An 11,023-nucleotide genomic window follows, 5' to 3' on the forward strand; every position below is an offset into this window, starting at 1 on the left:
CGTGCACACCGTAACCCCGGGCCCGGGCGACCGGTGCGGCAGCAGGTGAGAATGGGGGGCGTGGCAGGTGACGACTCGGTGGCGACGGGGCCCGCGTGGAGCCTGGTGATCCCTCTCAAGCCCCTGTCCCGGGCCAAGAGCAGGCTGGGCACCACGGCGGGGGACGCGGTGCGCCCGGGGCTCGCGCTGGCGTTCGCCCAGGACACCGTGAGCGCGGCGCTGGCGTGCCGCACGGTGCGGAGTGTGGTGGTCGTCACGGACGATCCGCTGGCGGCGAAGGAGCTGTCCGCGCTGGGTGCGGGGATCGTTCCGGACGTTCCGGGCGCCGGGCTCAACGCGGCCCTCACCCACGGGGAGGCGGTCGTACGGGCCGGCGCTCCCCGGGCCGCGGTCGCCGCACTCAACGCCGATCTGCCCGCTCTGCGCCCGTACGAGCTGGAGCGGGTGCTGGCCGCGGCCGCCGGGAGTCCGCGGGCGTTCCTGCCGGACGCGGCGGGCACCGGCACCACGCTGCTGACCGCGCTGCCCGGCTCGGCACTGGCCCCGGCTTTCGGTCCGGCGTCCCGCGCCCGGCACCGTGCCTCGGGGGCGGTGGAGCTGCGGCCGCCCGGGGTGCCGGGCGTCCGGCAGGACGTGGACACGGCGGCGGACCTGCGGACGGCTCTGGGGCTGGGAGTGGGGGTGCGCACGGCCGCGGCCGCGGCGCGTACGCTGCTGCCCATGCAGGCCACCGCGTACACCTACGACCCCGGCACCCGCACCGGCAGCGTCCTGCTGGACGACGGGTCCCCGCTCTCCTTCGACGCGGCCGCCTTCGACGCGGGCGGACTGCGGATGCTGCGTCCCGGACAGCGGGTGCGGATCGAGGTGGAGGGCGAGGGGGACGCGCGGCGGATCGCCCTGGTGACGCTCCAGACACTCTGAGACGTGCGGCCCTCTCGGCTCCACGGGCGTGCACGGTCCACCCGGCCCGGCGAAGGGCCGTGGGCTGCCGGCGAGTGAGCCGGAGGGCGCGCCGGTGTCGAAGGCGGCGAGCCCGGGAGCGCGGGGCACGAGCGCACGCAGGCCGGGAAGCGTCGACACCGGGTCCGAGCGCCCGGAGACGAACCGGGCGCGGAGAAACGCCCGCGGGCCGGGCTCCTCCGAGGGAGCCCGGCCCGGCGCGGGTGCTGCTGCGGCCGTCACCGCTTGCGTGCGGGAGCCTTCTTCGCCGTGGTCTTGCGGGCGGTCGACTTGCGGGCCGGGGCCTTCTTCGCGGTGCTCTTCTTGGCCGGCGCCTTCTTGGCGGTGGTCTTCTGCGCCGCCGTCTTCTTGCCCGTGGTCTTCTTCGCCGTGGTCTTCTTCGCGGGCGCCTTCTTGGCCGGCGCCTTCTTGGCGGTGGTCTTCTGCGCCGCCGTCTTCCTGGCCGGGGCCTTCTTCGCGGGCGCCTTCTTGGCCGCGGCCTTCTTGGTCGCCGCCTTCTTGGTCGCCGTGCCGCCGGAGAGGCTGCCCTTCGGCGCCTTCTTCACCGCCACATCGTGCTTGGGGAGCTTCTTGGCCCCGCTGACCAGGTCCTTGAAGCCCTGGCCCGCACGGAAGCGGGGCACCGAGGTCTTCCGTACGCGCACCCGCTCGCCGGTCTGCGGGTTGCGGGCGTACCGGGCCGGACGTTCGACCTTTTCGAAGGAGCCGAATCCGGTGACCGAGACCCGCTCGCCCGCGACCACCGCGCGGACGATCGCGTCCAGGACGACATCGACCGCGTCCGCGGCCTGCTGGCGTCCACCGAGCCTGTCCTGAATAGCTTCTACGAGCTGCGCCTTGTTCACGTCTTCCCCTTCGGAGACCTCGCCAGAACGAATGTGTCCAAGCTTTTTCGCACGGTAGGCAGATATATACCGCAAATCAAACACGAAACGGGCGAATCACCCTTGTGCCGCAACGAAGTCGACCGTCACGGAGACCCGTCGGCTCACTGATCGCCCGGCCCGGCCGGGAACCGCCCTTCGTCGATGTCCGTCATGAGCTGGTCCAGACGCCGTTCGGCCTCCGCCAGATCGTGTTTGGAAGCTGCCGTGATGACGAGCAGCTTCCGCGTCAGCGCCACCCGTACGCCCTCCGGGACTTGCAGCGTACGCACGCGTGTGTGCGCATCCTTCAAGCGGGCGGCGACACGGTCGTAGAGCTCGAGTTGACCGTCGGGTTCCATGCACTGATTGTGCCATCTGCGGTGAGTTGTCACCCCACGGGCGCCCAACATGCAGGTGCGCCCCCTGCCGGGAAGGCAGGGGGCGCAGGCGTTCCGTGGGCGGCCGGACCGTGGATCCGTCCTCGTCAGGCCACCTGGGTGCGGGGCTTGAAGGACGGGCGGCCGGCCTCGTAGGCGGCGATCTCCGCCTCGTTCTGCAGGGTGAGGCTGATGTCGTCCAGCCCTTCCAGGAGCCGCCAGCGGGCGTTCTCGTCCAGCTCGAAGTCCGCCTCGATCCCGGGGGCGAAGACCCTGCGCCGGACCAGGTCCACGGTCACCTCGGTCTGAGGTGCGGCCTCGGACTGCTCCCACAGGGCGTCCACGGTCTCCTGCGGCAGCACGACCGTGAGCAGGCCGTTCTTGAGGGAGTTGCCGCGGAAGATGTCCGCGAAGCGGGACGAGATCACGGTCTTGAAGCCGTAGTTCTGCAGCGCCCAGACGGCGTGCTCCCGGGAGGAGCCGGTGCCGAAGTCGGGACCGGCCACCAGCACCGTGGCCCCGGTGTACCGCGGCTGGTTGAGCACGAAGTCCGGGTCCTTCCGCCAGGCCTCGAAGAGCCCGTCCTCGAAGCCGTCCCGGGTGACCTTCTTGAGCCAGTGGGCGGGGATGATCTGGTCGGTGTCCACATTGCTGCGGCGCAGCGGGACGACCCGGCCGGTGTGCGTGGTGAAGGCTTCCATGGCTGCTCAGACCCCCACGGGCTGCTCGACGTCGGACAGGTCGGCCGGCGAGGCCAGGTGGCCCAGCACGGCGGTGGCGGCGGCCACCTGCGGGGAGACCAGGTGGGTGCGCCCGCCCTTCCCCTGGCGGCCCTCGAAGTTCCGGTTGGAGGTGGAGGCGGAGCGCTCGCCGGGCTGGAGCTGGTCGGGGTTCATGCCCAGGCACATCGAGCAGCCGGCGTGCCGCCACTCCGCGCCGGCGGCCGTGAAGACCTTGTCCAGCCCCTCCTCCACGGCCTGCAGCGCGACCCGTACGGAACCGGGCACCACCAGCATCCGTACGTCCTCCGCGACCCGGCGCCCCTCCAGCAGCGCGGCGGCGGCCCGCAGGTCCTCGATCCGGCCGTTGGTGCAGGAACCGACGAAGACCGTGTCGACCTTGATCTCCCGCAGCGGCTGCCCCGCGGTGAGGCCCATGTACTCCAGCGCCTTCTCGGCGGCCAGCCGCTCGCTCGCGTCCTCGAACGACGCCGGGTCCGGCACCGACTCGGAGAGCGGGGCGCCCTGTCCGGGGTTGGTGCCCCAGGTGACGAACGGCGCCAGCCCGGAGGCGTCGATCACCACCTCGTGGTCGAAGACGGCGTCCTCGTCGGTGCGCAGCGTCTTCCAGTACTCCACGGCCGCGTCCCAGTCCGCACCCTGTGGGGCGTGCTCCCGGCCGCGCAGATAGGCGAAGGTCGTCTCGTCCGGGGCGATCATGCCGGCCCGGGCCCCGGCCTCGATGGACATGTTGCAGATGGTCATCCGGGCCTCCATCGAGAGCTTCTCGATGGCCTCGCCCCGGTACTCCAGGACGTAGCCCTGACCACCGCCGGTGCCGATGCGGGCGATGATCGCCAGGATCAGGTCCTTGGCGGTGACGCCCTCGGGCAGCTCGCCGTTGACCGTGATCGCCATGGTGCGGAAGGGGGCGAGCGGCAGCGTCTGGGTGGCCAGCACGTGCTCGACCTGGCTGGTGCCGATGCCGAAGGCCAGCGCGCCGAACGCGCCGTGCGTGGAGGTGTGGCTGTCGCCGCAGACCACCGTGGTGCCGGGCTGGGTCAGACCGAGCTGCGGCCCGACGACATGCACCACTCCCTGCTCCACGTCGCCGAGCGGGTGCAGGCGTACGCCGAAGTCCGCGCAGTTCTTCCGCAACGTCTCGAGCTGGGTGCGCGAGACGGGGTCCGCGATCGGCTTGTCGATGTCGAGGGTGGGGGTGTTGTGGTCCTCGGTCGCGAGGGTGAGATCGGTGCGCCGCACCGCCCGGCCGCTCTTGCGGAGGCCGTCGAAGGCCTGCGGACTGGTCACCTCGTGCAGCAGGTGCAGATCGATGAAGAGGAGGTCGGGCTCGCCCTCCGCACGCCGGACGACATGGTCGTCCCAGACCTTCTCCGCGAGTGTCCGTCCCATCGCATTCCCTCCGGCCGGCAGCATCGCCGACCACATGTCGAGACCTTTGCCGGCACCTTGCTCCCCCGAGCACCGTGGCGGCCGTCACTCCAGACTGGCGGTTCTCGGAGGAAAGTGAACTTGCGTTTCACACTCTGAGACATGAGTATCGTTGCATGGACAACACTAGCGGCGCCTCGAGCGGAGTGGGCGTACTCGACAAGGCGGCACTGGTACTGAGCGCACTGGAGTCGGGCCCGGCGACCCTCGCCGGGCTGGTCTCCGCGACGGGCCTGGCCCGCCCCACCGCACACCGGCTCGCGGTGGCTCTGGAGCACCACCGCATGGTGGCGCGGGACATGCAGGGCCGGTTCATCCTGGGCCCGCGCCTGGCCGAGCTGGCCGCAGCGGCCGGCGAGGACCGGCTGCTCGCCTCGGCCGGCCCGGTGCTCACCCACCTCCGGGACGTGACCGGCGAGAGCGCCCAGCTCTACCGGCGCCAGGGCGACATGCGGATCTGCGTGGCCGCGGCCGAGCGGCTGTCCGGACTGCGGGACACCGTGCCGGTGGGCTCCACCCTGCCGATGAAGGCCGGCTCGGCGGCCCAGATCCTCATGGCCTGGGAGGAGCCCGAGCGCCTGCACCGCGGCCTCCAGGGCGCCCGCTTCACGGCGACGGCGCTCTCCGGCGTACGGCGCCGCGGCTGGGCCCAGTCGATCGGCGAGCGGGAGCCGGGGGTGGCCTCCGTCTCCGCACCGGTCCGCGGTCCGTCGAACCGCGTGGTGGCGGCGGTCTCCGTCTCCGGACCCATCGAGCGGCTGACCCGGCACCCGGGACGGATGCACGCCCAGGCGATCGTGGACGCGGCCGCCCGGCTGAGCGAGTCGCTGCGCCGGGGCGGCGGCGGAGGATGACGGGCGCACCCGGGCCCGCCGCGGGCACCGTCGCGCTCCGGGCGTACGGCGGGCGTTCGCTGCGGCGCGCCCCGGTGCGGCCGCCTCGCCGGCGCAGCGCACCCCTGCCCCGTGCGTGGCGCCGCGCCTTCCTGCGCGGGGCCTGCGCGCAGGGCGCATGCACGCGAGAAGGCCCTCCCCGCACGGGGAGGGCCTTCTTGTCGATCGCGTACCCCCGACCGGATTCGAACCGGCGCTACCGCCTTGAGAGGGCGGCGTGCTAGGCCGCTACACAACGGGGGCATCGATCATTGCTCGCAACGGAGCGATCGCGCTGGGCTACCAGGACTCGAACCTAGACTAACTGAACCAGAATCAGTCGTGCTGCCAATTACACCATAGCCCACCAAAACGCAACCCCTTGCGGGGTCTTCGTCCGGGTGGCCGCCTCTCGAAGGTCCGGCCTTTCGGCCTGCCCCGCTCGGCGACAGGAAGAACATTACCTGATCGAGGACGGTGCTCCAAAACGGGTTCCGCCCGGTGTGCCCGCGTCGCCGGCCCGGGGTGGTTCCCCCGGCGACGCGGGCCCTCTCAAGCACCGACAGGCAGCGGCTCAGGCGCCGCCCTCCCCGGCCTCCCCCTCGGCGATCTCCGCCTCGGCGAAGAGGTCCTCGGCTCGCTCCGCGGTCACCGCCCGCTGCAGCCACTCACCGAGCACCTCGAGATCCCGGCACGAGAGGATCCGCTCCCGTGCCGCGTCACGTCCCGGCACACCACGCACTTCCAGGATGCGCAGCACATCTTCGGCACGCCCCTCAGCACGCCCCTCAGCACGCCCCTCAGCACGCCCCTCAGCACGCCCCTCGGCGCGCCCCTCGGCGCGCCCCTTCGCGCGGTACTCCCGCCGCCACTCCTCGATGATCGTGGTGGGCGGGTTCTGCAGCTTGGCCATGATCGACCTCCAGGTCTGTCGGGCCCGGGTCTCCCCCAGGCCGACCTCGGTGAACTCTGCGAAGAACTCCGCGGTCTCCCGGTCCAGGCCGTTCAGCGCCGCGGCCAGTGCTCCCAGTATGGCAGGAGCACCGGTTCCCTTACTGTGTGTGATGACCGAGAAGACGGCGAGCGGTACATCACGCGCCGCCTCGTCGGGGTCGGCGATCACGGGCACGTTGTCCGGCCCGAGAACGAGAGGGTGGACGGAGAGCGTGGGCCGGTCGGGCAGGCCCAGATGGATGGGCCGCGCGGCCCATCGTGCCGTGACGCTGTCCCGGCAGAGCACCACCAGCACGGGCTGGCACTGGAACTTGGCATGCAGGTAGGCGAGATAGTACGCCCAGCTGCTCTCCTTGTCCGGGTCTCTCCTGCCCTGGGCCTCCACCACCAGGAGGTAGCTGCCCTTCTCGGTGTCGATCCGCAGGAGGGTGTCCACCCGCCGCTCGACCGGTACGAGCTCCGTGAGATCGGCGTTGAGCACCGAGACTTCGGTGGGCTCGGGAAACGACACGTCCAGCAGACGCCGGAACGTGCGGATCAGAAGCCCGGTGTCCTCCTGGAAGATCCGGTGGTGGGCTTCGTGTGACGAACTGACCATGGACGGCAACCTACGGGTGGATCAGCACATTCCAGGGGCATATCCACCGGGATTCACCTGATCGGGTAAACGGCCGGGCGTCCTGTCGCCTTCCCGGGGCAGGCAGCGGGCGGCCCGTGGAACGGGCGCCGGCGGCGGCCTGGGCCGACAATGGACGCACGGACCCGCACCACCACCGGGAGCCGTCGATGGCGGGCTGGCACATCAGGGACTTCACCCCGGACGATCTCGAGGCGGTCGTGCGCCTGGACGCGGAGGGCGGCGGCCCGGAGGCCCGGGAGCCCCCGTGCTTCGGGCTCTCCGAGGTGGTCGCCGCGCTGCAGGCCGGGCACCCCGCGGTGGTGGCGATAGCCGACGGCACCCTGATCGGCGCGGCCGTCAGCCGGGTCGACGGGGACCGGGCCTGGCTGGTGCGCATCGGCATCCTGGACACCTGGCGGCACCAGGGGCTGGGCAGCGCGATGCTCACCGAGTTGGAGAGCCGGCTGCTGGGCGGCGGGGTGCGCACCCTCACCGCGGTGCTGTCGGAGGGCGAGATGGGCACCGAGGCCCTGCGGAACTCCGGCTTCCAGGCCCGTACCGAGCTGACCGTCCACGAGAAGCGCGGTGCGGTCTCCGCCCAGGACGTGAGCATGCTCTCCGGCGTGGGCGCCGAGCTGCCGCCGACCGGGCTCTGGCGACGGATCGCGGGCATGGCGGCGGAGAAGGAACTGATCGAACGGCGGCTGGTGCTCCCGCTGGCCCACCCGGAACTGGCCGCCCGGCACGGTGTGGAGCTGCCCCGCGGGGTGGTGCTGTTCGGCCCGCCCGGCACCGGCAAGAGCACCTTCGCGCACGCCATCGCCAGCCGTCTGGGCTGGCCCTTCGCAGAGCTCTTCCCCGCCCGGCTGGCCGCGGGCGACGGGCTGGCCATGGGGCTCAGCAGGCGCTTCGCGGAGGTCTCCGAGCTGGACCACGTCCTGGTCTTCATCGACGAGGTCGAGGAGGTGGCCGGCACCCGGCAGGGCGCAGACACCGGCTCGGTGGGCGTGGTCAACGAACTGCTCAAGGCCATCGTGCGCTTCCGCGGCAAGGACGGCCGACTGCTGGTCTGCGCCACCAACGACGTGACGACGCTGGACCCGGCCTTCCTCCGGCACGGCCGGTTCGACTACGTGCTGCCCGTCGGACCGCCCGACCACGAGGCGCGAGTGGCGCTGTGGGAGAGCTACCTGGCCCGCGCCGGCGCCGAGGTCGACGCGGAGGCGCTGGCCGCCGCCAGCGACGGCTTCACCCCCGCGGACATCGCGCAGGCGGCCCGGACCGTGGCCCAGCGGATGTTCGAACGCACCGTCGACACCGGGGAACGGGCACGGCCGGCCCGGGAGGACTACCTGGAGACCATCCGCAGCACCCGGCCCACCGTCACCAAGGCCATGTCCCGCGAGTTCGAGGACCAGACCGAGCGCTTCGCCCGTACCTGACGGTGCTGAGCGCGCCGGCCCGCCTCACGGCCACGAACGCCCGCACGGGCCCCGGAGGGCGACTCCGGGGCCCGCGGGGGGGGGAAGGGTGTCAGGTGCCGGGCTGGGCGGCGAGTTTGGCGAGGGCGGTGTCGACGCGGAGGAGAGTGCGCTCGCGCCCCAGGACCTCCAGGGACTCGAAGAGGGGCAGCCCCACCGTGCGGCCGGTGACGGCGACGCGGAGCGGCGCCTGGGCCTTGCCCAGCTTGAGTCCGTGTGCCTCGCCGGCGGCGAGCACCGCCTCCTTCAGCGGCTCGGCCCGCCAGGCGTCGCCGGCCAGCTCGGCGAGCCGGGAGTGGATGGAGCGCAGCACGTCGCCGGCGCCCGGCTTCATCGCCTTCTGCCAGGACTTCTCGTCCGCGACCGGCTCGTCGAGGAAGAGGAAGTCGACGTTGTCCGTGATGTCGGAGAGCACCGTGACACGGGTCTGGGCCAGCGGCGCCAGCTCCTCGAAGGCGGCCTGGTCGAACTGCTCCGGGGCCCAGGGGGCGTACGGCTCCCGCAGCCAGGGGGCGCAGGCGGCGGCGAAGTCGGCGACGGGCAGCTCGCGGATGTGCGTGGCGTTGATGGCCTCGGCCTTCTTCAGGTCGAAGCGAGCCGGGTTGGCGTTGACGTCGTGGATGTCGAAGGCCGCGACCATCTCGTCCATGGTGAAGATGTCCCGGTCCTCGGCCAGCGACCACCCCAGCAGGGAGAGGTAGTTGAGCAGCCCGGCCGGGAGGAATCCCCGCTCGCGGTAGAGGTTGAGTGCGGACTCCGGCTGGCGCTTGGACAGCTTCTTGTTCCCCTCCCCCATCACGTACGGGAGGTGCCCGAAGGCCGGTGTGGTGCCCTTGCCGACGCCGATGTCGGCGAGCGCCCGGTAGAGGGCGATCTGCCGCGGGGTGGAGGAGAGCAGGTCCTCGCCGCGGAGCACGTGGGTGATCTCCATCAGCGCGTCGTCCACCGGGTTGACCAGGGTGTAGAGCGGGGCGCCGCTCGCCCGGACGATGCCGTAGTCGGAGACGTTCTCCGGGCTGAAGGTGAGCTCGCCGCGGACCAGGTCGGTGAAGGTGATCGGCTCGTCGGGCATCCGGAAGCGGACGATCGAGGTGCGTCCCTCGGCCTCGTACTCGGCGATCTGCTCGGGCGGCAGGTCGCGGCACATGCCGTCGTAGCCGGACGGCCGGCCCTCGGCCCGGGCCAGCTCGCGACGGGTCTCCAGCTCCTCCGGGGTGCAGAAGCAGCGGTAGGCGTGCCCGGCGGCTTGGAGGCGCTCCGCGACGTCCCGGTAGAGGTCCATGCGCTGCGACTGCCGGTACGGGCCGTGCGGGCCGCCGGCCTCGGGGCCCTCGTCCCAGTCGAGGCCGAGCCAGCGCAGCGAGTCCAGGAGCTGCTCGTAGGACTCCTCGGTGTCCCGGGCGGCGTCGGTGTCCTCGATGCGGAACACCAGGGTGCCGCCGTGGTGGCGGGCGAACGCCCAGTTGAACAGGGCGGTGCGGACCAGTCCCACGTGGGGGTTGCCGGTCGGCGAGGGACAGAATCGTACGCGGACGCTCGCGTCAGTCACGCTTGACTACCTTGTTGGTGAGAGTGCCGATGCCTTCGATGGTGACGGCGACCTCGTCGCCGACGCCGAGCGGGCCGACCCCGGCGGGGGTGCCCGTGAGGATCACGTCGCCGGGGAGCAGCGTCATGGCCTCGGTGATGTGGACGATCAGGTCCTCCACGGACCGCACCATCTCGCTCGTCCGGCCGAGCTGGCGCTGCTCGCCGCCCACGGTGCACTGGACGGCCACGTCGGCCGGGTCCAGCTCGGTCTCGACCCAGGGGCCGAGCGGGCAGGAGCCGTCGAACCCCTTGGCCCGGGCCCACTGCTCCTCCGCCCGTTGCACGTCGCGGGCGGTGACGTCGTTCGCGCAGGTGTAGCCGAGGACGACGTCCCGGGCGCGCTCCCGGGGGACCTCCTTGCACATCCGGCCGATCACCACGGCCAGCTCGGCCTCGTGGTGCACCTCGGCGGAGAAGGAGGGGTACGGGATCGGGTCCCCGGGGCCGATCACCGAGGTGGAGGGCTTGAAGAAGAGCACCGGGCGGTCGGGGACCGTATGGCCGAGTTCCCGGGCGTGCTCGGTGTAGTTGCGGCCGACCGCCACCACCTTGTTGGGCAGCACGGGCGGCAGCAGCCGGACCTTGTCCAGCGGGATCTTCTGGCCCGAGCGCTCGAAGTCGGCGAAGGGGTGGCCCTTGATGATGTCGAGTTCGTCGCCCTCGACCACGCCGAAGGCGACGTTGCCGTCGAGGGAGAATCTGGCGATGCGCACGGGTTCCGGGTGTCCTTTGCTGGCTCAGGGGGTTCCGGGGCCAGCCTAGGACACCGGCGGGCGTCGCCGCCCGCGCGGCCGTGGGGACGGGGCCGGCGGCGGGGTCCTCCCGCCCCGCGGGGGCGCGGCCCCGCGCACGCCGCGCCGCGGCGGGCACGCCGGGCCACGCGCCCCGCCGTGTCCGGGCGCGCGTCGGCAGCCGCTCCCTGGCGGAGGGCACGTGCGTGCCGGGCTGCCGGGACTCCGCACCCACCCACCGCGACCGGAGTCGTGTCAGTCCGGCGTGTCCTCAGCGCAGCCGCGCCATCAGGGCGTGCTCCACGAGGGTGATCAGCGCGCTCTTGGCGTCGGCGCGGTGCCGGGCGTCGGTGGTGATGATCGGCGCGTCCGGCCCGATCTGCAGCGCCTCCCGCACCT

At 72.3% G+C, this 11,023-nt stretch carries 9 protein-coding genes, 2 tRNA genes and 2 pseudogenes; 3 read left to right on the top strand and 10 right to left on the bottom strand.

Features of this window, described 5'->3' with window-relative positions:
* Positions 1 to 51: 51 nt before the first annotated feature.
* A pseudogene (gene cofC / locus HOY81_RS09515) lies at positions 52 to 726 on the top strand (2-phospho-L-lactate guanylyltransferase); the annotation flags it as partial.
* Positions 727 to 1,181: 455 nt separating this feature from the next.
* On the opposite strand, the gene HOY81_RS09520 reads toward cofC, so the two are convergent.
* The 4 genes from HOY81_RS09520 to leuC all read right to left on the bottom strand — a co-directional run bounded on the left by HOY81_RS09520 (position 1,182) and on the right by leuC (position 4,338).
* Positions 1,182 to 1,808, bottom strand: a complete 627-nt coding sequence (locus HOY81_RS09520; protein ID WP_237319818.1) for an HU family DNA-binding protein — start codon at positions 1,806 to 1,808, stop codon at positions 1,182 to 1,184.
* Positions 1,809 to 1,951: 143 nt separating this feature from the next.
* Positions 1,952 to 2,188, bottom strand: a complete 237-nt coding sequence (locus HOY81_RS09525) for a hypothetical protein (protein WP_237319819.1) — start codon at positions 2,186 to 2,188, stop codon at positions 1,952 to 1,954.
* Positions 2,189 to 2,313: 125 nt separating this feature from the next.
* Complete coding sequence (gene leuD / locus HOY81_RS09530) at positions 2,314 to 2,907, bottom strand: 3-isopropylmalate dehydratase small subunit (RefSeq protein WP_237319820.1); 594 nt, start codon at positions 2,905 to 2,907, stop codon at positions 2,314 to 2,316.
* Positions 2,908 to 2,913: 6 nt separating this feature from the next.
* A complete protein-coding gene (gene leuC, locus HOY81_RS09535; protein ID WP_237319821.1) occupies positions 2,914 to 4,338 on the bottom strand; it encodes a 3-isopropylmalate dehydratase large subunit in 1,425 nt (474 codons plus the stop codon).
* A gap of 155 nt (positions 4,339 to 4,493) precedes the next feature.
* Here leuC and ndgR point away from each other — a divergent pair, with 155 nt between their 5' ends.
* Positions 4,494 to 5,231: an IclR family transcriptional regulator NdgR gene (gene ndgR / locus HOY81_RS09540; RefSeq protein WP_237319822.1), complete on the top strand. Its 738-nt coding sequence runs from the start codon at positions 4,494 to 4,496 to the stop codon at positions 5,229 to 5,231.
* A gap of 209 nt (positions 5,232 to 5,440) precedes the next feature.
* On the opposite strand, the gene HOY81_RS09545 is transcribed toward ndgR, so the two are convergent.
* The 3 genes from HOY81_RS09545 to HOY81_RS09555 all read right to left on the bottom strand — a co-directional run bounded on the left by HOY81_RS09545 (position 5,441) and on the right by HOY81_RS09555 (position 6,801).
* A tRNA-Glu gene (locus HOY81_RS09545) sits at positions 5,441 to 5,513 on the bottom strand.
* 31 nt (positions 5,514 to 5,544) lie between these two features.
* A tRNA-Gln gene (locus HOY81_RS09550) sits at positions 5,545 to 5,616 on the bottom strand.
* A gap of 207 nt (positions 5,617 to 5,823) precedes the next feature.
* Positions 5,824 to 6,801 (bottom strand): hypothetical protein, encoded by a 978-nt coding sequence (locus tag HOY81_RS09555; RefSeq protein ID WP_237319823.1) that lies wholly within the window; start codon positions 6,799 to 6,801, stop codon positions 5,824 to 5,826.
* Positions 6,802 to 6,989: 188 nt separating this feature from the next.
* On the opposite strand from HOY81_RS09555, the gene HOY81_RS09560 reads away from it, so the two are divergent.
* Positions 6,990 to 8,264: an ATP-binding protein gene (locus HOY81_RS09560; RefSeq protein ID WP_237319824.1), complete on the top strand. Its 1,275-nt coding sequence runs from the start codon at positions 6,990 to 6,992 to the stop codon at positions 8,262 to 8,264.
* Positions 8,265 to 8,355: 91 nt separating this feature from the next.
* Here the strand turns inward: HOY81_RS09560 and gltX are convergent, their stop codons facing one another.
* From gltX to HOY81_RS09575, 3 genes and pseudogenes are all read right to left on the bottom strand, one after another.
* On the bottom strand, positions 8,356 to 9,852 hold the full coding sequence (gene gltX / locus HOY81_RS09565) for a glutamate--tRNA ligase (RefSeq protein ID WP_237319825.1): 1,497 nt from the start codon (positions 9,850 to 9,852) through the stop codon (positions 8,356 to 8,358).
* On the bottom strand, positions 9,845 to 10,606 hold the full coding sequence (locus HOY81_RS09570; RefSeq protein ID WP_237319826.1) for a fumarylacetoacetate hydrolase family protein: 762 nt from the start codon (positions 10,604 to 10,606) through the stop codon (positions 9,845 to 9,847). The genes gltX and HOY81_RS09570 overlap by 8 nt, the downstream gene beginning before the upstream one ends.
* A gap of 289 nt (positions 10,607 to 10,895) precedes the next feature.
* Positions 10,896 to 11,023: pseudogene (locus tag HOY81_RS09575) on the bottom strand (ATP-binding protein); the annotation flags it as partial.

The organism is Streptomyces sp. JJ36, assembly GCF_021696945.1.
GTDB lineage: Bacteria > Actinomycetota > Actinomycetes > Streptomycetales > Streptomycetaceae > Streptomyces.

Bases quoted from the DNA above. Each gene is read 5' to 3' on its own strand.
- HOY81_RS09525 (WP_237319819.1), bottom strand. From the start codon at position 2,188: ATGGAACCCGACGGTCAACTCGAGCTCTACGACCGTGTCGCCGCCCGC.
- leuD (WP_237319820.1), bottom strand. From the start codon at position 2,907: ATGGAAGCCTTCACCACGCACACCGGCCGGGTCGTCCCGCTGCGCCGC.
- leuC (WP_237319821.1), bottom strand. From the start codon at position 4,338: ATGGGACGGACACTCGCGGAGAAGGTCTGGGACGACCATGTCGTCCGG.
- ndgR (WP_237319822.1), top strand. From the start codon at position 4,494: ATGGACAACACTAGCGGCGCCTCGAGCGGAGTGGGCGTACTCGACAAG.
- HOY81_RS09555 (WP_237319823.1), bottom strand. From the start codon at position 6,801: ATGGTCAGTTCGTCACACGAAGCCCACCACCGGATCTTCCAGGAGGAC.
- HOY81_RS09560 (WP_237319824.1), top strand. From the start codon at position 6,990: ATGGCGGGCTGGCACATCAGGGACTTCACCCCGGACGATCTCGAGGCG.